Annotated in this window: 19 protein-coding genes; 12 read left to right on the forward strand and 7 right to left on the reverse strand. The window is 72.9% G+C overall.

Annotation, left to right across the window (positions count from 1 at the left end):
* Positions 1-9 precede the first annotated feature (9 nt).
* The 6 genes from OG294_RS10640 (at position 10) to OG294_RS10665 (ending at position 5032) form a co-directional block, all read left to right on the forward strand.
* Complete coding sequence (locus OG294_RS10640) at positions 10-807, forward strand: amino acid ABC transporter ATP-binding protein (protein WP_327066225.1); 798 nt, start codon at positions 10-12, stop codon at positions 805-807.
* Positions 808-859: 52 nt separating this feature from the next.
* Complete coding sequence (locus OG294_RS10645) at positions 860-1816, forward strand: glutamate ABC transporter substrate-binding protein (protein ID WP_327066226.1); 957 nt, start codon at positions 860-862, stop codon at positions 1814-1816.
* On the forward strand, positions 1813-2469 hold the full coding sequence (locus tag OG294_RS10650; RefSeq protein ID WP_327066227.1) for an amino acid ABC transporter permease: 657 nt from the start codon (positions 1813-1815) through the stop codon (positions 2467-2469). Before OG294_RS10645 ends, OG294_RS10650 begins: the two co-directional genes overlap by 4 nt.
* Positions 2466-3266, forward strand: a complete 801-nt coding sequence (locus tag OG294_RS10655; protein ID WP_327066228.1) for an amino acid ABC transporter permease — start codon at positions 2466-2468, stop codon at positions 3264-3266. Before OG294_RS10650 ends, OG294_RS10655 begins: the two co-directional genes overlap by 4 nt.
* A 39-nt stretch (positions 3267-3305) precedes the next feature.
* On the forward strand, positions 3306-4082 hold the full coding sequence (locus OG294_RS10660; RefSeq protein ID WP_327066229.1) for a class II glutamine amidotransferase: 777 nt from the start codon (positions 3306-3308) through the stop codon (positions 4080-4082).
* Between the two features lie 107 nt (positions 4083-4189).
* Complete coding sequence (locus tag OG294_RS10665) at positions 4190-5032, forward strand: hypothetical protein (RefSeq protein ID WP_327066230.1); 843 nt, start codon at positions 4190-4192, stop codon at positions 5030-5032.
* 61 nt (positions 5033-5093) lie between these two features.
* On the opposite strand, the gene efeB is transcribed toward OG294_RS10665, so the two are convergent.
* From efeB to OG294_RS10680, 3 genes are all read right to left on the reverse strand, one after another.
* Positions 5094-6332, reverse strand: a complete 1239-nt coding sequence (gene efeB, locus OG294_RS10670) for an iron uptake transporter deferrochelatase/peroxidase subunit (RefSeq protein ID WP_327071495.1) — start codon at positions 6330-6332, stop codon at positions 5094-5096.
* 65 nt (positions 6333-6397) lie between these two features.
* The gene (locus OG294_RS10675; RefSeq protein ID WP_327066231.1) at positions 6398-7609 is read right to left on the reverse strand and encodes an EfeM/EfeO family lipoprotein; all 1212 of its coding nucleotides are present in this window, start codon (positions 7607-7609) and stop codon (positions 6398-6400) included.
* 131 nt (positions 7610-7740) lie between these two features.
* On the reverse strand, positions 7741-8622 hold the full coding sequence (locus OG294_RS10680; protein WP_327066232.1) for an alkaline phosphatase family protein: 882 nt from the start codon (positions 8620-8622) through the stop codon (positions 7741-7743).
* Positions 8623-8906: 284 nt separating this feature from the next.
* Between OG294_RS10680 and OG294_RS10685 the strand changes: the two genes are divergently transcribed.
* From OG294_RS10685 to OG294_RS10705, 5 genes are all read left to right on the forward strand, one after another.
* Positions 8907-9833 carry a LysR family transcriptional regulator gene (locus tag OG294_RS10685; RefSeq protein ID WP_327066233.1) on the forward strand — a complete coding sequence of 309 codons (927 nt, stop codon included), beginning with the start codon at positions 8907-8909 and terminating at the stop codon, positions 9831-9833.
* Positions 9834-9959: 126 nt separating this feature from the next.
* The gene (locus OG294_RS10690; protein WP_327066234.1) at positions 9960-10736 is read left to right on the forward strand and encodes a YoaK family protein; all 777 of its coding nucleotides are present in this window, start codon (positions 9960-9962) and stop codon (positions 10734-10736) included.
* A gap of 128 nt (positions 10737-10864) precedes the next feature.
* Positions 10865-11464, forward strand: a complete 600-nt coding sequence (locus OG294_RS10695) for a TetR/AcrR family transcriptional regulator (protein WP_327066235.1) — start codon at positions 10865-10867, stop codon at positions 11462-11464.
* A 45-nt stretch (positions 11465-11509) separates the two neighbouring features.
* Complete coding sequence (locus OG294_RS10700) at positions 11510-12262, forward strand: VC0807 family protein (RefSeq protein ID WP_327066236.1); 753 nt, start codon at positions 11510-11512, stop codon at positions 12260-12262.
* A gap of 6 nt (positions 12263-12268) precedes the next feature.
* Complete coding sequence (locus OG294_RS10705; RefSeq protein ID WP_327066237.1) at positions 12269-13909, forward strand: FAD-dependent monooxygenase; 1641 nt, start codon at positions 12269-12271, stop codon at positions 13907-13909.
* 12 nt (positions 13910-13921) lie between these two features.
* On the opposite strand, the gene OG294_RS10710 is transcribed toward OG294_RS10705, so the two are convergent.
* From OG294_RS10710 to OG294_RS10725, 4 genes are all read right to left on the reverse strand, one after another.
* Entirely contained in the window at positions 13922-14722 is an 801-nt protein-coding gene (locus OG294_RS10710; protein WP_327066238.1) for a helix-turn-helix transcriptional regulator, read from the reverse strand.
* 219 nt (positions 14723-14941) lie between these two features.
* A complete protein-coding gene (locus OG294_RS10715) occupies positions 14942-17272 on the reverse strand; it encodes an FtsX-like permease family protein (RefSeq protein WP_327066239.1) in 2331 nt (776 codons plus the stop codon).
* An 11-nt stretch (positions 17273-17283) separates the two neighbouring features.
* The gene (locus OG294_RS10720) at positions 17284-17973 is read right to left on the reverse strand and encodes an ABC transporter ATP-binding protein (protein WP_327066240.1); all 690 of its coding nucleotides are present in this window, start codon (positions 17971-17973) and stop codon (positions 17284-17286) included.
* Positions 17970-18494 (reverse strand): PadR family transcriptional regulator, encoded by a 525-nt coding sequence (locus OG294_RS10725; protein ID WP_327066241.1) that lies wholly within the window; start codon positions 18492-18494, stop codon positions 17970-17972. Before OG294_RS10725 ends, OG294_RS10720 begins: the two co-directional genes overlap by 4 nt.
* A gap of 197 nt (positions 18495-18691) precedes the next feature.
* Between OG294_RS10725 and OG294_RS10730 the strand changes: the two genes are divergently transcribed.
* Complete coding sequence (locus OG294_RS10730) at positions 18692-19846, forward strand: serine hydrolase domain-containing protein (RefSeq protein WP_327066242.1); 1155 nt, start codon at positions 18692-18694, stop codon at positions 19844-19846.
* Positions 19847-19848 lie beyond the last annotated feature (2 nt).

A 19848-nucleotide genomic window follows, 5' to 3' on the forward strand; every position in this document is an offset into this window, starting at 1 on the left:
GTATCCGAGATGCGTCCCGACCATCCCACCCAGCCCCCCGCCGACTCGACCGCCGCCCCCGGCCAGGACCCGGCCGTCCTGGTGCGCCTGACGAAGGTCAACAAGTCCTTCGGCGACCACCAGGTGCTCCACGACATCGACCTCGACGTCCACTCCGGCGAGGTCGTGGTCCTGCTCGGTGCCTCCGGCTCGGGCAAGTCCACGCTCTGCCGCTGCGTCAACCGGCTGGAGACGATCGACTCCGGCAGCATCACCCTGGACGGCGTCCCGCTGCCGGCCGAGGGGCGCGAGCTGGCCCGGCTGCGGGCCCAGGTGGGCATGGTCTTCCAGTCGTTCAACCTGTTCGGCCACAAGAGCGTGCTGGACAACATCACCCTGGCCCCGGTCCGGGTCAACGGCGTCCCGCGCGAGCAGGCCGTCGAGCGGGCGCGCGAGCTGCTCGCCCGGGTCGGGCTCGCCGAGAAGGCGGACGCCTACCCGGCCGAGCTCTCCGGCGGGCAGCAGCAGCGGGTGGCGATCGCCCGCGCGCTGGCCATGGGCCCGCGGCTGCTGCTCTTCGACGAGCCGACCTCGGCGCTCGACCCGGAGATGATCAAAGAGGTGCTCGACGTCATGGTCGAGCTGGCCGCCGAGGGCATGACCATGCTCGTGGTCACCCACGAGATGGGCTTCGCCCGCCGCGCCGCCGACCGGATCGTCTTCCTGGACCAGGGCCGGATCCTGGAGACCGGCACGCCGCAGGAGTTCTTCAGCGCCCCGCGGACCGAGCGGGCCAGGGACTTCCTCTCCAAGATCCTCAGCCACTAACGCATCTGACGCACCGTCACCATCTCGCACAGCGACGGAGGACACCACGCCCATGAAGGCGAGAATACGTACGTCGGCGCGCACCCTGGCCGCCACCGCGCTGACCGCCGCCCTGGCCACCGCCCTGGCCGCGTGCGGTTCGTCCGGCAGCCTGCCCGCGCCGAGCGGCTCCGGCTCGCACCCCGCCGGCGCGCCGACCTTCCAACAGGTCATCGACGGCGCCCCGGTGGCGCCCGACTCGGCCATCCCGGCCGGCAGCCTGATGGCGAAGATCAAGGCGCGCGGCACGCTGAACGTCGGCGGGACCGACGCCTCGGCGCTCTTCTCGCTCAAGGACCCGGTCACCGGCAAGCTCACCGGCTTCGACGCCGGACTCGCCCAGATGCTCGCCAAGTACATCACCGGCAAGCCCAGCGTGAACCTGGTGCTGGTCACCGCGGACACCCGCGAGACGCTGCTGCAGAACGCCACCGTCGACAGCGTCTTCGCCACCTACACGATCACCCCCGCGCGGGCCCAGAAGGTCGCCTTCGCCGGTCCGTACTACTCCTCGGGTGACGCGATCCTGGTGGCCAAGGGGAACACCTCCATCACCAAGGTGGCCGACCTGGCCAACAAGACGGTCTGCACGGAGTCGAGTTCGACGGCCGCCAACGACCTCAAGCAGTACGCGCCCAGCGCCCACGTGATCCTCTTCCAGACCAACGCCGAGTGCGAGCAGGCCGTCGAACAGGGCCGCGCCGACGCCTACGTGCTGGACCAGGCGCTGCTGCTCGGTGACCAGGTCCGCGACCCGAAGGTCAAGGTGGTCGGGCAGCCGTTCACCACCGAGCCCTACGGGATCGGCCTGCCGCTGGCCTCGCCCGAGATGAAGACCTTCGTCAACGACTGGCTCAAGACCCTCGAGTCCGACGGCGAATGGACCAAGCTCTGGCAGTCCACCATCGGCACCGTGCTCAGCGGTGACGCGCCGACGCCGCCGGCGATCGGCTCCGCACAGGGCAGTTGACGGTCTTGCCCGCCGGACTCCACGAGACGCTCGGGCCGCTCGGCCACGGCCTGCAGCTCACCCTCGCCATGACGGCGATCGCCTTCACCGGCGCGCTGGGCCTGGGTGTGCTGCTGGCCGTGTGCCGGATCAGCCCCGTGCCGCCGCTGCGCGCGCTGGGCACCGCGTACGTCACGGTCTTCCGCAACGTGCCGCTGCTGGTGCTGCTGGTGCTCTTCGTCTTCGGCCTGCCGGACGTCGGCCTGCTCTTCTCGCTCTTCGCCACCGTGACGCTGACCATGGCGCTGTACTGGGCGGCGTTCATCTGCGAGGTGCTGCGGGCCGGCATCCGCACCGTGCCCCTCGGTCAGGCCGAGGCCGCCCGCGCGCTGGGGCTGACCGCCACGCAGAGCATCCGGCACATCATCCTGCCGCAGGCGCTGCGCTCGATGGTGCAGCCGCTGGCCAACGTCTTCATCGCGGTCGCGCTGAGCACCTCGCTGGCCGCGGCCGTCGGGGTGGCCGAGATGACCGGCCAGGCCCAGTTCGTGACCCTCAAGTACGACCAGCCGCTGACCAGTTTCGCCGCGACCACGGTGGTGTACGTGCTGATCACGCTGACCTCCGGCCTGATCGCCGGACGGATCGAACGAAAGGTGGCGATCCGGCGATGAGCGACGAGAGCCGCCTGCTCTTCGACGAGCCGGGCCCTCGGGCCCGGCGCCGGATCAGGATCGCCACCGGTGCCTCGCTGGTGGTGATCGCCGGCCTGCTCGCCCTGGTGCTGCGCCAGTTCGCCGACCACGGGCAACTGGCCGCCGACCAGTGGTCGATGTACGGCAAGTGGCCGATCATCCGCTTCCTGCTCGACGGCATCGAGAAGACCCTGCTGGTCACGGTGGTCGGCGCGGCCATCGCCTTCCCGCTGGGGGCGCTGGTCGCGCTGGTGCGCCTGAGCCGCAGCCGGGTGGCCCGCGCGCTCGCCCGCGGCTACGTGGAGCTGTTCCGCGCCGTGCCGCTGCTGCTGCTCCTCTACGTCTTCCTGTTCGCGCTGCCGCGGGCCGGGCTGACCTTCCCGATCTTCTGGCAGCTGCTGATCCCGATCGCACTGAGCAACGTGCCGGTGGTCGCGGAGGTCTTCCGGGCCGGCGTGCTCGCCCAGCCGCGCGGCCAGGCGGAGGCGGCCCAGAGCCTGGGGATGACCTACTGGCAGGCGATGCGCTGGGTGGTGCTGCCGCAGGCCGTCCGCAAACTGCTGCCCGCCCTGGTCAGCCAGTTGGTGCGGCTGCTCAAGGACTCCTCGCTCGGCTATGTGGTCAGCTACCTGGAACTGCTGCACCAGACCCAGGTGTTGGGCGAGTACTACCACACCGTGCTCTCCAGCTACCTGGTCGGCGCCGCCTGCTACGTCCTGATCAACGCGAGCCTGTCCTGGCTCGCCGGGCGCCTGGAACGCCGCCAGCGCGGCTGATGCACCGTCACCTCTTCCTGCAAGCTGAAAGGATCCGGCATGTGCCGCCTGCTCGGCGTGGTCACGCACGTCCCGACGCGGTTGGCCGACGCGCTGACCGACCTGATCGAGCCGTTCGCCGGGCTCTCCCGCGAACACCGTGACGGCTGGGGCATCGCGGCCTGGCAGGCCAACGGCGAACTCGCGGTCGGCCGGGACCTGTTGCCCGCCCATGCGAGCCCCGCCTTCACCCGGACGCTGGCCGGCTCGGTCACCGACGCCGCCCTGCTGCACATCCGGATGGCCAGCCCCGGCCTGGCGACCGAGCCGGGCAACACCCACCCGTTCACCGCCGGCGCGCTAGCCTTCGCGCACAACGGGTACTTCGCGCCGCGCGATGCGCTCGACGAGCTGATCGACCCCGACCTGCTGGCGGGCGCCGGCGGGAGCACCGACTCCGAGCGCTACTTCCTGCGGGTGCTCACCCGGCTGCACGACCAGGACCCGGTCGACGCGCTCGCCCTGGCCGCCGCCGACATCCGCGCCCGCGCCGACTTCGCCAGCCTCAACTGCCTGCTGCTCACCCCCGACGCGCTCTACGCCTACGCGGAGGAGAACCCGGACTCGGAGGTCAGCCGGCGCCGCGGCCCGGACTTCTTCCGGCTGCGCTACCAGGCCCGGGCCGACCGCGTGGTGGTCGCCTCCAGCGGGATCGGAGCGCAGGACGACGGCAGTTGGTCACTGCTGCCCTACCGGCAGGTGCTGGAGATCCGCCGCGGCGACCTGCGGATCTCCACCCACCTGGTGCGGGCGGGCCTGGCCGCCGCCACCTTTTGAGCCAAATCCCCTCGTCCGGCGGTTTCTCCGGCTTCCACCCGGCAGGATGACACGCGGCCCGGGTTCACCACCCCGCCGGGCCGTCCCCCGAACGGAAGGGAACAGCTATGCGTGGGAAGGGCTCACGGCAGGCGCTGGTGGTGGCCGCCGCCTGCGCCGCCGCGATCGTCCTCGCACCGGCCGCACACGCACAACAACCGGCACGGGCGCAGGCACAGGCACAGGCACGGGCGCAGGCACAGGCACAGGCAGAGGCAGCAGCGCGGACAGCCAAGGCCGACCCCGGCCCCCTGGAGGAGTCCGTCTCGGTGACCCGGGCGGACGGCCGGGTGGCCGAGTTCGCGATCTTCTCGCTGCCCGGGAACACTCCCAACGAGCGGCTCTTCTACCGCACCCAGTCCATCCCGGGCGGCTCCTGGGGCGACTGGAGCCAAGTCCTCGACACCCCGGTGAACTTCCAGAACCCGGTGCTGTCGGCCGGGGTCGACGCGGACGGCCGCCTGGAGGTGTTCACCGTCGAGTACGAGACCTCCACCGTGGTGCGGATCGCGCAACTCGCCCCGGACGGCGCCTGGTCGGCGCCGACCGCCTTCGGCCCGGGATCCGCGGGCATCCCGAGGTTCTTCGGCTACCCGACGGTGTTCCAGCGCGCCGACGGCTCGCTCGCCTTCTTCGAGGTCTACGACATCGGCAGCGTGCCCGAGCTCTACGTCGACGAGCAGGACGCCAGCGGCAGCTGGGGCAGCTGGACCGACCTGGGCGCCGGTCCCGAACCCGAGTCGGTCGGCACCCCGACCAAGGTCACCCAGGCCGCCGACGGCACCCTCACCGCCGTCGCCCACCTGTGGGACGCCTCCTCCGGGTACTACTGCGAGATCTCCGAGCTCACCCCGGGCGGCCCCTGGGGCGCCTGGCACAGCTGCACGACGGACGGCTGCACCAGCGGCTGACCACGCGGGCCGCTGCGCGGGCGGTTCACGCACCGCCCGCGCAGCACACCGTGACGCTCCGTCAGGCAAACAGCCCCGCGGCCAGCGTGTCCGCCGGTCCGGGCACCCCCGGCAGCGCGAAGAAGTAGCCGCCGCCGGTGGGCGAGATGTAGTCGACCAGCGGCTCCCCGGCCAGCCGCTGCTGCACGGTCTGGAACTGCCGGGCCACGTCCTGCTGGTAGCAGCAGAAGACCAGCCCCACGTCCAGGTTGCCGTTCAGGTCGATCCCCCGCTCGTAGTTGTAGCCCCGGCGCAGGATCTGCTGGTCGAACGTGTCGGGCGTGCGCGGATTGGCCAGCCGGATGTGCGCGTTCATCGGGATCAGCAGGTTCTGCGGATCGGCCGGGTAGTTGGGGATGTCGCTCTCCTTGGTGCCGTCCAGCGGCGCGCCGGAGTCGCGGCGACGGCCGATCATCCGCTCCTGCTCGTTCAGCGAGACCCGGTCCCAGAACTCGACCAGCATCCGGATGATCCGCACCACCTGGTACGACCCGCCCTCCACCCAGGCCGGTTCGCCGTTCGCCCCGCCGTGCGTCCACAGCACCTGGTCCGCCAGCGTGCGGTTGCCCGGGTCGGGGTTGGCGATGCCGTCCTTGAAGCCGAGCTGGTTGCGCGGGGTGCCGCTGGGACGCGGCGCGGCGTGGAACCCGTCGACCTTCCAACTCGCCTGCATGGCACCGCGGGTGTGCTTGGCGATGTCGCGCAGTGCGTGCATCACGGTGTCCCGCGAGTCGGCGCAGATCTGCAGCATCAGGTCGCCGTGCAGCTCCTTGGAGCCGACCAGGTCGTCGTCCGGGAAGGCGGGCATCGCCACCAGCTGGGCGGGTTTGCGCGCGGCCAGCCCGTAGCGGCCGTCGAAGAGCGAGGCGCCGACGCTCACCGTGACGGTCAGACCGTCGTTGGGCAGCACCGGCCCCAGGGTGGCGCTGTCGGTGGGCGGCGAGGCGAGGTCGGTGGCCGGCACCGGGCCGCCCACGGTCAGCGCGCGGATCCGCTCGGTCAGCGTCCGGAACAGCTCCTGGAGCCCCGGCCGGTCGGTGGCCAGCACGGTGAACGAGACGAACGAGGCGGCCGCCTGCTGCGGCGTGCTGATGCCCGCCTGGTGCTGCCCGTGGAACGGGATCGCCCGCCCGGACGGACCGGGTGCCGGATCCGCCGCGGCACTGCCCGCGAACGCCCCGGCCAGCGCCCCGGCCCCGACCGCCCCACCGATCGTGGCCCCCCGCAGGAACGCCCGCCGCCGCAGCGTCGGCCCCGCCATCGGACAGGCCGCGGGCAGCTGCTGCCCGGCCGAACCAGGCTGCTCCTCGGGCGAGTCGGTCTCGGTCATGCGTGGTTCCTCGGGGTGAGCAGGTTGGGCAGGGCGGCGAGTTGCTCCAGGAGCCCGCCGAGGTCGGCGTTCAGCCGCTGGCGCTGGGCGGTACCGAGCCTGCTCAGGGCGGGCCAGGAGCCGTCGGCGGCGCGGTAGCCGGCCACCTCGCTCTGGTAGGCGGCCAGTTGGCCGTTGAGCCGGCCGAGCAGGTCGGCGTCCAGCTCCTGGACGACCGGGGCGATGGTGCCGAGCACCTCCTGGGTGCCCTGGATGTTGGCGTCCAGGGTGGCCAGGGTGCTGTCGCTGCCGTAGTCGGCGATGCCGCCGAGCTGGAACTGCAGCGCGTTCTCCAGGATCTCGTGGGCGCGCAGCGGCAGGTTGCCCGGGTCGGTGTCCTCGCTGGGGAAGTCGTCGATCAGGCCGCTCGCGTCGGTCACCAGCTGCTGGCTGAGCGGACGCACCTGCTCGGCGGTCCAGCCGTGCCACAGGGCGTGCTCCAGCGCGAAGAAGCCGGTCCAGCCCGGGGTGTCGACGCCCTGCGGCAGGCCGTTGGCCATGCCGTTCAGCGCGTCGTCGTAGTCGCCGAAGGAGTTGTAGGCGGCGCCCAGGCGCTCGTAGTCCAGGTGGGCGGGCAGCCAGTCGGCGCGGGCCGCGTTCAGGTCGCCCCGGGCCACGTCGGCGTCCAGGGTCCGGGCGGCGGCGAGCAGCTTCGGCAGCGCCGCGGTGACGTAGGCGCGGTAGGCGTTGACCGGTCCGGTCAGCTCCTTGTCCGACATCGGGCGGTAGCCGGCCACGGCGTCCGCGGCGGTGCCGTCGAGGCGGATCGCGCTGCTGGTGGCCACCGGGCCGCTGGAGAAGACGCAGCGGACGGCGTACTGGCCGCCGTTCAGGGTGGTGTCCAGCGGCAGCGTCCTGCCCGGGCCGAGCCAGGGGATCTCCGCGTAGGCGAGGGTGCCGTCCGGGGAGATGACGTAGACCGTGACGAAGACCTTGGAGTTGTTGGTGACGTCGAAGGAGAGCCGGCCCGCGGGCAGGGTGGCGGGCGGTGCGCCGCAACCGGTGGTGTCCACTGCCAGCTTGCCGCCCGGCGGGTGCGCCTGGCCGTCGGCGAGGGCGGAGCCGAGCAGGGTGGCGGTGCCCAGCACGAGGACGCCGAGCAGCGCGGCGCGCAGCCGGCGCCCGGACCGGGGGCTGGCGGTGGGTGGGGAAGGCGTTCGCTCCGGCATGGCTGGCGGGGTCCTTCGGTCGGGCGGGGGTACCGGGCCCCGCACGCGGGGCCCGGTACCGGACGGATGACCTGGTGGTCGCTGTGCTCAGCGGCGCACGGGCCTGTCGGACAAGCCCTGGGCGGCCGGTGTCAGTCCCAGATGTCGGTGATCGGCGCGGCGCTGCTGCTCTGGCCCGCCAGCGGCAGCCCGTACGCCTGCTCCAGGGTGGCGAGCACGTTGTAGTGGTTGATCTGCTCGCTGTACTGGCCCGGCTGGACGTGGGCGCCGACGAAGATGGTGGGGATCTGGTTGCTCTCGGTGTAGTCGTCCTCGTCCCAGGTGACCACCAGCAGGCTGTTGTTCTGCTGGGCCCAGGTGGCGTACGCCGAGAGGTTGTTCTGCAGCCAGGAGTCGCCGTCGGCGATGGTGCCGTCGTGCATGTCGTCGTCCAGGTTCGGGATCACGAACGACACGGTGGGCAGCGTGTTGTAGTCCGTGGGGAACGCGGTGAACGGCTGCTGGTCGGCGGTCGGGACGTTGCTGAAGTTGGCCCACGGCGCGTGCTTGCGGGCGTACGCGCCCGAGGTGCACTTGGTGGAGCCGACCGAGGGCAGGCCCTCCGAGTAGCCCTTGAACGTCTTTCCGGCGGCCAGCAGTTCGGAGCCGAGGTTGGCGGTCTTGCCCTCGCTCACCGGGCAGGAGTCGGCGCTCAGACCGAAGGTGCTGCCGCCGAAGATCGCCATGTAGTTGGGCTCGCTGGGGTGCGAGACACCGAACGAGGAGGTCATCAGCGCGCCCTGGCCGGCCAGCGAGTTGATGTAGGGGGCGTCACTGGTGTCGCCGATGATGTCGTCGTAGGAGTGGTTCTCCTCCATCACGACCACGATGTGCGAGAACGCCGGAACGGCGGCGGCGCTGACGCTCGCGCCGGCGGCGACGGCGGAACCGCTGGTGGACAGGGCGGCGGTGAGCGCCACGGCACTCGTCATGGCGACGGCGCACAGCCCGGCAAGACGCGACCTCGAACGCATGAAGACTCCAGGGAGGAACGAGCCAGGCCCGGTTGCCGGCTCGGGGAGAAGAGGGTGCGGAGCCCGCCGCACCGCTGGGGCGGCTGCGGATGCGACGGCGGTGCGGGGGCGTTGGCCGGGCGGCGCGATCCGCCCGGCTTCGGTGCGGATAAAGCGTAGAGGCGAGCGGCGGCGCCGTAGTTGTCGGTGGACTGGCGAAATAGTGAACTTCATGGGGCGGTGTGGCGGCGGTGAACTTCTCCTTCCTTAAGGTTTACCCACGGGTCCGAGGCGTAGTGGGAGGCATGGTGGAGCTGCGGTACCTGAAGTACTTCCTGGCCGTCGCCGAGACCGGCAGCTTCACCCGGGCGGCCGCCGACTGCTTCGTCGCCCAGTCCGCGCTGAGCCAGCAGGTCGCCCGGCTGGAGGGCGAGGTCGGCGCCCGGCTCTTCCACCGCACCAGCCGCTCGGTGCGGCTGACGGCGGCCGGCGAGCTGCTGGTCCCGCTGGCCCGCCGGATCCTGGCCGAGGTCGACGACGCCCGCGCCGAACTGGACGCCCTCACCGGCCTGCGCCGCGGGCGGCTGCGCCTGGGGCTGATCCAGACCGCGGGCGGCGCGACGGACGTGGCCGCGGTGCTCGGCGAGTACCGCCGCCGGTATCCGGGGATCGAACTGCACGTGCGCACCGCGCCCAGCGCCGAGATGGTCGCCGCGGTCGCCGAGGGCACCCTGGACCTCGCCGTGGTCGGCCTGGTCGCGGACCGGGCGACCACGGCCGGCCTGGTGCGGCAGGTGCTGGCCCGCGACCCCCTGGTGGCCGTCGTCCCCGGCGCCCACCCGCTGGCCGGGCGGGCGCGGATCGCGCTGACCGAGCTGGCCGGGGCCGCCGGGGAGTACCCGACGCTGATCCAGGGCGCCCGGGGCACCGGCCTGCGGCACCAGGTGGAGGCGGCCTTCGCCCGGGCCGGGCTGGCGGCGGACCAGTCCTTCGAGATCGGCCAGATCCACGACATGGTCCGCCTCGCCGCCGCCGGGGTCGGCATCACCGTGGTGCCGCGCTCGGCGGTCCGCGGCCCGGGTTCGTGCGAGTCGCTGACCACGGGCGCGGCCGTCCTGGCGCTGACCGACAGGCAGGCGGTGAACGAGGTCTCGGTGGTCCACGACGCCGCCCGGCTGTCCCCGGCGGGGGCGGCCTTCCTGGCGGTCCTCGGCACCGGCCGCGTCGACTGATCTGCCTGAACCATTGATCTGTCCGACCGATCGCTGAGAGCTGTTTCATCTGTTGGACGGATGGACGGCTCCGGCGGCAGGCTGGAGCCACCCACCCAGTCCGCCGCCGGATCCCGGAGTCCCGCCATGCCCGCCGCCACCACGAGCCCCGCCACCCGCTCCACCGCGCTGCACGAGGCGTACCGCACGCTGCGCCCCGGCCCGGGTGCGCCGCACGGGCCGCTGCCGCCGCTGCTGCTGGCGCTGACCGTGGTCACCGGGCTGGTGGACGCCTTCAGCTACCTGGCGCTCGGCCATGTCTTCGTGGCCAACATGACCGGGAACGTGGTCTTCCTCGCACTCACCCTCGGCGGCGCCCCCGGCTTCTCGCTGAGCGCCTCGCTGCTCGCCCTGGCCGCCTTCGCCGTCGGGGCCTTCGCCGGCGGCCTGCTCGTGCACCGGCTGCGGCGCCATCAGGGGCGGGTGCTGCTCGCGGCCCTGCTGCTGCAGAGCGTCCTGGTACTCGGCGCACTGGTCACCGCCTGGCTGTCCGCCGCGCCCTTCCCGGCCCCCGCCCGGCAGCTGCTGATCGTCCTGCTCGGCCTGGCCATGGGTCTGCAGAACGCCGCCGCCCGCGCACTGGCGGTGCCCGACCTGACCACCACCGTGCTGACCCTCACCATCACCGGCATCGCCGCCGACAGCCGGGCCGCGGGCGGGGCGGGCAGCCGGATCGGGCGCCGCCTGCTCTCCGCCGCCGCGATGTTCCTCGGCGTCCTGGCCGGCGCCCTCTTCCTGCACCACCACGCCCCCGTCCTTCCCCTCCTCTCGGCCGCTCTGCTGCTCCTGGCCACCGCGGCCGCCACGGCAACGGCAGTCCGCCGCGCCGAGCGCACCAACGCCCCCTGGGCCCAGCTCCGCTGACCGACGGTCGGCCGCCGACCACCCCGCCCCTGCTTGCCCGAGCAAGTTCTTGCTCGGGCAAGCAAACTGCTCTACAGTCTTGCTCGGGCAAGCAAGAACTTGCTCGGGCAAGCAGGAGGGTGTGGGGAATGGGCCGGACGTTCACCGAGTCGGGGCGCCGAGCACAGATCGTGCAGGCCGCGATCGAGGTGGCCGCCGAAGTCGGCTACGCGAAGGCCTCGTTCAGCCGGATCGCGAAGCAGGCCGGACTGAGCAGCACCGGGATGATCTCGTACCACTTCGCCGGCAAGGACGACCTGATGCACGAGGTCGTCGCCGAGGTGACCCGGGTGACCACCGAGTACATGGCGCCCAGGGTCGACGCGGCCGAGGGTGCGCGCGAACGGTTGCGGACGTTCATCGAGTCCAACATCGAGCTGCTCTCGGTCTGCCCCCAGCACCTGAAGGCGCTGATCGAGGTCCTGCCCAACCTGGGCGGGGACGATCCGACCCGGGCGGGCTACAACGCCGCCGTCCAGCTGGTGATCGACAGCCAGGAGCAGGCGGTCCACGCGGCACAACGGGCCGGCGAGTTCCGGGAGTTCGATGCCCGGGTGATGCTCACCGCCCTGCGCGGGGCCATCGACGCCGTGGTGCTGCGCTGGGTGGGGGATCCGGAGTTCGACGTGGCCCGGGCGGGCCGGGAGCTGGCCGACATCTTCGACCGGGCGACCCGCGCCGAACCGTAGCGGGACAGTCCGCACGGACACGCAGGACAGGGGAGGAAGCACGTCATGGGAGGGACGAACGTGATGGGGGAGAACGTGAACACGTCGACCGAGCAGGAAGCCGCTGCGCCGGCCGCCGCGGCCGAGGCCGAGGCCGCACCGAGCGCCGGGCCGAGCACTGGGCCGAGCGCCGCGGAGAAGGCCCGCGCCGCCAAGCGGCAGCTGACCAAGTCGCTGGTCTTCGAGCTGGCCGTGCCGCTCGGCGGCTACTACCTGCTGCACGGGGTGGGGCTCAGCCAGTGGGCCTCGCTGCTGATCAGCAGCCTGCTGCTGGTGCCGTGGCTGGTGCTCGGGATGGTCCGCAGCCGCCGGGTCGAGGTGATGCCGGTCTTCACGCTGGTGCTGATCGTGGTCGGCGCGCTGATGTCGATGGTCAGCGGCAGCCCCCGGGTGCTGCTGGTGCGCGACAGCTGGGTGTTCGGCGTGATCGGGATCTGGGTGCTGGGCACCCTGGCGACCCAGCGCCCGTTCATGCTGACCGCGGCGCGGTCGATCGTCGCCACCAAGATCGGTGAGGCGGGCGCCGAGGAGTGGGTGGGCCGCTGGGCCTACGACGCGACCTTCCGCCACCACATCCGCACGCTCACCACCGTCTGGGGCCTCGGGTTCACCGTCGACGCCGTCGTCCGGGTGGTGCTGGCCTACACGCTGCCGGTCGACCTCGTGCCGCTGGTGAGCTCGCTGCAGTGGCTGGTGGTGCTGGGCGGTCTGTTCGGCTTCCACTTCTGGTACGTCAACCGCAACGGTCTGAAGGTCTGATCCGCGATGAGCACCGACACCACGATCGTCTCCACCCCCGGCACCGCCGCCCGGCACGACGACCGCGACAACCGCGCCGACCGGCTGGACGCCGACGTGCTGATCGCCGGCGCCGGCCCCACCGGCCTGCTGCTGGCCAACGAGCTGCGGCTGGCCGGGATCAGCACCCTGGTGGTCGAGCGGCTGACCGAACGCTCCGGCCAGTCCAAGGCGTTGAGCCTGCAGCCGCGCTCGGCCGAGATGCTCCAGCTGCGCGGCTGGCTGGAGCCGCTGCTCAGCCGGGCGGTGGACACCGTCCCCGGCGGCCACTTCGCCGGACTCCCGCTGGACTACGGGGTGTTCGACTCCCCCTTCCCCTACCAGGTGGGCATCCCGCAGGCCCGGGTCGAGGGCTTCCTGGAGGAGCTGCTCGGCGAGCACCGGGTGCCGGTGCGGCGCGGGTGCGAGCTGCTCGACCTCGTCCAGGACGAGACCGGCGTGACCGTCACGGTCACCGGCCCGGACGGCCAGGGCGGCCCGGACGGCCAAGGCAGCCCGGGCGCCCCGGACCGCACCGACGGCTCGGCCGTCCCGCAGCAGCTGCGGGCCCGCTACCTGGTGGGCACCGACGGCGGGCGCAGCACGGTGCGCCGCCTGCTGAAGGTGGGCTTCCCCGGCCGGGACGGCCGCGTCTCCATGGTCGTCGCGGACGTCGTCCTGGAGACCCGCTCCGAGGAGTCCACCGACTGGCGGCTGCCGGAGCTGGCCCCGGACGCCGGCGGCCTCTGCGTGGTCCTGCCGCTCGACCAGGGTCTGCACCGGGTGCTGTTCACCGGCCCCGAGCAGCAGCAGCTGGAGCGCACCGCACCGGTCACCGGGGCCGAGGTCGCCACCGCGCTGCACCGCCACCACGGCGAGCGCTACCGGCTGCGCGAGCTGCGCATCGCCTCGCGGTTCACCGACGCCTCGCGGCAGGTGGAGCAGTACCGCACGGGGCGGGTGCTGCTGGCCGGGGACGCCGCGCACATCCACACCCCCGCGGGCGGGCAGGGGCTGAACCTCGGCCTCCAGGACGCCTTCAACCTCGGTTGGAAGCTCGCCGCCACCCTGAACGGCTGGGCCCCCGCCGGCCTGCTGGACAGCTACCACACCGAGCGCCACCCGGTGGGGGCGCAGGTGCTGGAGAACACCAGGGCGCAGGGCGTCCTGCTGGTCCCGGACATCGACGTGCAGGGGCTGCGCGCCATCGTGGCCGGGCTGCTGACGGAGGAGCAGGCCAACCGGCGGATCGCCGGGATGATCTCGGGCCTGGGCATCCGCTACGAGCTGCCCGGCTCCCCCGCGCACCCGCTGCTGGGCGCCCGGCTGCCGAGGCTCGAACTGCCCGCCGGCCGTGGGCTGCTGCTGACCCGCGGCGAGCGCCCGGACCTGGCGGCCGTGCTGGCGCCGTGGGCCGACCGCGTCGACCGGGCGGTCGCCCCGGAAGCCTTCACCGGTGCCCGGGCCGATGACCGGGCCGATGCCCAGGGCGGTGCCCAGGCCCTGCTGGTCCGCCCCGACGGCTACGTCTGCTGGGTCGGGCAGGACGCCGCCGACCAGCCGCAGGCAGCGCTGCGCACCTGGTTCGGCGACCCCTGCGAGCTCCCGCTCCCCAGCAGCAGGCGCTAAGGAGGACAGGCGCTAGATCAGCCCCCGGCGCAGCGCGTAGGCGACGGCGTGCGAGCGGTTGCGCAGGCTCAGCCGGGTGGTGAGGCCGTGCAGCACGTTCTTCACCCAGCGCTCGGAGTAGCCGAGGGTGTCGGCGATCTCCGCGGTGTCCAGGCCGTCGGCGACCAGCCGCAGGATCCCGGTCTCCCGCTCGCTCAGCGCGCCCGCGGCATCGTCCACCGCCTGGGCCGTCGCCCGCGCCGCACCGGCCCCGGCCCCCGCGGCCGCGCCCGCACCGCCCGACGCGCCCGCGCCCGCGCCCGGCCGCCCGGTGCGGCCGACCTGGTCGAGCAACCGGGAGAGCAGGTCGGTCGGCAGCGAGTTGCGGCCGGTCTGCGCGCTGTGGACCGCCTTCAGCAGGCGGGCCTGGGTCACCTCGTGCCGCCACAGGATGGAGGTCACCCCGCAGCTCACCACGTCGAGCAGCTCGGACTCCTGGAGCCGGCCGAGGATCAGCACCAGGCGCAGCCGCGGATCGGCGGCCAGCAGCCGCGCCTCGCGCAGCAGCTCGGGGCTGACCGAGTCGGCGAGCTGGACCACCGTGCAGCGCAGGCCCGGCGGCCGGTCGTCGACCAGGGTCACCCCCGGGACGGCGCGCAGGTAGCTCTGCAGACCGGCCCGGGCGATCGGATCGGCGGCTCTGGTCAGCACCATGACGTCCGGCACCGGCCCCCCGCCCTTCTTGACCATCCGTCCCGGGGGCACCGTGCGAACGTCGGAACACGCCTGGCGCTGCCCGCGCAGCAGCTGTCCGGCCGTCACCTGAGCACTCATCTCACGCCCCTCTTTCCTCCCCCGCCGCATAGCGGCCGGATGACCGCGCTATCAGGGGTAACGGATGACGGTGGGGGAAACGCTCAGTACACATGCGGATCCGTGGCCGTCAGCCGGCCGATATCCGGCCTGAATACGACGCAACGGCGCCCGGCCCAGGAGCTCTCCCCAGGACCGGACACCGTTGCGGCACCCGCGCGCACCCTCGTGGTGATTGGCTCAATCGTTGCGGGCCACCTCCGGTCCGGTGATCCGCCGCAGCAGCGGCAGGGTGGCGGCGATCACCCCGAGCCCGGCGGCCAGCCCCAGGACGACCATCAGGTAGTAGTCGCCGCCGGGGGCCCGGAGCGTGTAGTCGAGCTGCGCCTTCAGGAAGAGCGCGGCGGCCAGGAATCCGGTCCCGATCGCCACCGCGGCGACCACGAAGAGCGGCACCGCACTCTCCAGCAGCACGATCCGGCGCAGCACCGCCAGCCGCACCCCGGTCAGCCGCAGCAGGCTGAACGGGCGCTTGCGGTCGGCCAGACCGCCGGCCACGCTCACCGCCAGGCTGCAGCCGGCGATCGGGAAACTGACGCCGATCACCACATCGGCCAGCCGCTGGAAGCCGGCGAGTTCCTGCGCCCTGCGCGCGCGGTCCTCGCCGATGGTCACGGGCGGGCTCTCGCCCGGGTAGGCGCGCACCAACAGGGTCCGGGCCCGCTCGATCGCCGCTGTCGAACCGTCGGTGGCCACGTCGATCTCCTGGACCCGGGTGTCCTGCTGGAGCTGCGCGGCGGAGTCCGTGGCGGCCGGCCAGACCGTCGGCCAGGGCGGTGCGTCGGGGCCCTGCAGGCCGATGATGTCGAAGGCCGAGTTGACCGCCGCCGTCTGCGCGCCGGCCGGGCAGGCGCCGAAGGCCGACGGCAGGGTGGCCAGCTGCGCGCAGGTCACCAGGCCGCCGCCGTAGCCGGGCCCGCGGACGTAGCTCGGGTCCTCGTGGTTGACCAGCACACCCTGCACGCCCGGGATCGCCCGCAGTTCGGTCAGCACCGCGTCCGGCGGCGGGGTCACCGTGTTGATCTGCCGGCCCTGGTTGTCGAAGTCGATGTAGTCGGCGATCAGGGTGTTGCGGATCGCCGCGCTGCCGCCCGGAATGCCGCGCTCGGCGACCATCGAGGTGATCACCCCGACCGCGCCGCTGGTGACGCAGAGCGCCAGCACCAGCCCGCTGACCGCCCGGAAGCCGCCCTTCGGATCGTCCGCCAGGCGCCGCCCGGCGACCAGACGGTCCGGCCGGCTGGTCCCTCTGGCCATCAGCCGGCCGCCGGCCATGGTCAGCCACGGCCCGGCGACCACGATCCCGGCCAGCACCAGCAGGATCCCCGTCAGGAACGCGTAGGTCTGGCCGTCGATGGTCGCGGGACGCCGGCCGATGAAGTAGCCGAGTTCCAGCAGGCCGCCGACCAGCGGGATCACCCGGTAGGCCCGCGGCGGGCGCGGCGTGACCCGCCGGCTGACGCCCAGTGGGGAGATCTGCACCCGGCGCAGCGCGATCCGGGCCGAGACCGCGGCCGCGACCGGCACGCCGAGGGCGACCACCAGCACGTCGGCCGGGCTGAGCGCCAGGTCGGCGCGGAAGAAGAGCGTGCCGGTGAAGTTCACCGACGCCAGCTCCGGCCGCACCAGGAGGTACAGGGCGAAGCCGACCAGAACACCGGCCACCGTGGCCACCGTGGACTCGACGGCCGAGACCACCGAGATCTGCCGGGGCGTCGCCCCCACCAACCGCATCGCGGCGAACCGCTGCTCGCGCCGGGTGGCTGCGAGCCGGGTGGCCGTGCCGATCAGGATCAGCACCGGGAAGATCAGCGCGGCGGCCACCACCGAGAGGATCAGGTTCATGCCGCTGTGGTCGGTGCCCACCACACAGCCGCTGGAGCAGTCGGCCGGCGAGAGGCCCGAGATCGCGGTCAGCTTGCGGGCCTGGTGCCCGGCGGCGAGCTCGTCGGGCCGGTGGCCGACCACGATGATCAGCGAGTCCGGGCCGGGCAGCGCCTTGTCGCCGATGGTGCCGATCAGGCGGCCGGGGTAGCGGTCGGCGAGCTGCGCGGCCGGGACGGTGCGCAGCAGCTCGGCGAGCGCCGGCGAGGCGTAGTACTCGCCGGGGCCCGGCAGGCGCGGGATGCCCGGCGGGACGGGCGAGTTCGGCCCGGTGGCGGCCACATCGACCCGGCCCAGGATGGTGCCCTTGTAGCTGTCCGCGCCGATCTGCCACCACAGCGGGTCCACCCGCGCGCCGGTGGTGCCGGTGGCCGCCTGCGGGCTCGCCGTCGAGCCGACGGACCCGGCAGCGGCACCCGCTTCGGCGGAGGCGTCGCCCGAACCGGCGAAGACTCCCCCGCTGTTGAGCCAGGCGTTGCGGTCGTTCTGGGTGGTGACGGCGTTGGTCGCGGCGAGCGTGCTGAGCAGCAGGCCCACCCCCAGGGCGGTGGCCGCCGCGATGACGGCCAGCCGCGCCGCCGCCTCCCGTCCGCCGCCCACCGTCAGCCGCAGACCGAGCCTGATCATCGCCAGGCGTATCACGAGGCCACCCGCCCCAGCGAGAACCCCGAGACCTTGCCGTCCCGCACCACGACCTCGCGGTCCGCGCAGGCCGCCACCCGGGGCTCGTGGGTCACGATGACCACGGTGGTGCCCTGCTCCCGGGCGGAGGTGACCAGCAGCTCCATCACCTGCTCGCCGGTGAGCGAGTCCAGCGACCCGGTCGGCTCGTCGGCGAAGAGCACGTCCGGCTTGGCCACCAGGCCCCGGGCCAGCGCGACGCGCTGGGCCTGACCGCCCGACAGCTCCCCCGACCTGCGCCCCTGAAGACCCTCCAGCCCGAGTCGCTCGAACCAGCCGCGCGCCTCGGCCAGCGCCGCGGACCGACGCACGCCACCGAGCAGCAGCGGCAGCGCCACGTTCTCCTCGGCGGTCAACTCCGGCACTAACTGGCCGAACTGGAAGACGAACCCGAACCGGTCGCGCCGCAGCTCGCTGCGCTCGGTCTCGCGCAGCTGGTCCACCCGCCGGCCGTCGAAGACGATCTCCCCGCTGTCGGGGGTCAGGATGCCCGCCAGGCAGTGCAGCAGCGTCGACTTGCCCGACCCGCTCGGCCCCATGATGGCCAGGATCTCCCCCCGCGCCACCCCCAGGTTCGCCCCGCGCAGCGCGGGCGTCCGACCGAACGAGAGCACCGCCTCGCGCGCCTCGACCAAGAACTCGCTCATCCGAGCACCTCCGCCTTGAGCGCGCCGAGCCGGGCCGAGGTGATCTCGATCCAGCGCAGGTCGGCCTCCAGGTGGAACATCCCGTGGTCGGCGAGGAGCTTGTCGACCAGCGGACCGGTGCGCTTGATCTCCATCAGCTCCCGCATCCGCTGCACGTGTGCCGCCCGCTGCACGTCGAGGTACGCCTCCGCGTCGCGCCCCAGCATCAGCGCCAGCACCACCTTGGTGAACAGCACCGTCTGCAGGTGCGGTTCGGCCTCGATCGGCTCGGCGAGCCAGCTCTGCAGCTCGGTGGCCCCCTTGTCGGTGATCACGTACCGCTTGCGGTCCGGCCCCGCCCCCGGCTCCGCCGGCCCCACCACCACCTTCCCGTCCCGGGCCAACCGCCCGAGCGTGGAGTACACCTGACCGATCAGCAGCGGCTTGCCCCGCCCGAAGTACGTGTCGTAGTCGCGCTTGAGGTCATACCCATGGCTCGGCTCCCGTTCCAGCAGCCCGAGCAGTGCGAGAGGAACTGTCATAACCGAGTGTCTACACTGAGTGTGTACACCGCGTCAATCGACTCCGCCGCTGCCTGCCGGCCCTCCTGATCGTGTGTCATGTCGTGACGCGGCCTGGAAAGGCGATCGGACACCTGGAATGAATCGGCACAGGGCCGGGTTCTCCTGGCGCGCCGGTGATCACGGCCGGCGGCTACGGACGACCTTTGGGGGATTTCATGGCGCAGGGAGCAGGAGAGGTCCACGGGACGGTGGCCGAGGGGTTCGAGGCGGTGCGGGCGGAGTTCGCGGCGTTCGTGGGCGCCGAGCCCGTCGATCCGGGCGCGCAGCTGGCCGCCTATCAGGACGGTCGCCTGGTGGTCGACTTGTGGGCGGGCGAGGTCACCGGCGATTCGCTCAGCGGTGTCTTCTCGGTGACCAAGGGCGCCGCGTACCTGGTCACGGCCCTGCTGGTGGAGGAGGGCCTGCTCGAACTCGACCGCACGGTAGCGGACTACTGGCCGGAGTTCGCGGCCCACGGCAAGGGCGCGGTGACGCTGCGCCAGCTGCTCTCGCACCGCTCCGGGGTGATCGGCGCGGACGACGGCTTCGCCGCCGAGGAGCTGGCCGACGACCGGATCATCGCCGAGCGACTGGCCGGGCAGCGCCCGTTCTGGCAGCCGGGCACGGCCCACGGCTACCACGCGCTGGCGATCGGCGCGCTGGTCGGCGAGGTGGTACGGCGGGTGACGGGCAGCAGCGTCCAGGAGCTCTACGAGGAGCGGGTCCGGGCCCCGTACGGTCTCGACTTCTACCTCGGCCTGCCGGAGTCGGAGCGGCACCGCCACCGCGACGTGCTGCCCATGCTGCCGACCGCCGAGCAGCAGGCCACCATGGCCGCCAGTGCCCACCCCGGGCGCTACAACCGCCTGGCGATCGCCTTCAACACCAGCGCCGACCCCGCCTTCGACCTGGTCGCCTTCGTCAACTCGCCCACCGCGCTGGCCAAGAGCCCGGCCTCGGTCGGCGGCGTCGGCAACGCGCGCGGCATCGCCGGGATGTACGCGGCGATGCTCGGCGGCTTCAACGGCCGCGGCCCGCTGCTCAAGGCGGACACGGTGCGCGACTTCGCCCGGCCCCAGTCGGTCGGGGAGGACCTGGTGGCGGGCGGTTCGGCGAGCTACGCCCTCGGCTTCCAGGCGCTGGGCCTCGAGTACCCGGCGCTGGGCGCGGACACCTTCGGCCACGCCGGCGCGGCCGGCGCCCTCGCCTTCGGCGACCCGCGCACCGGCCTGGCCTACGGCTACACCCGCCGCCGCTTCGCCTTCCCCGGCGGCGCCGCGCCGGAGAACGAGCGGCTGGCCCGCGCCGTCTACCAGGCGGTGATCGCCTGACG

This window comes from Kitasatospora sp. NBC_01302 (assembly GCF_035976515.1).
Lineage (GTDB): Bacteria > Actinomycetota > Actinomycetes > Streptomycetales > Streptomycetaceae > Kitasatospora.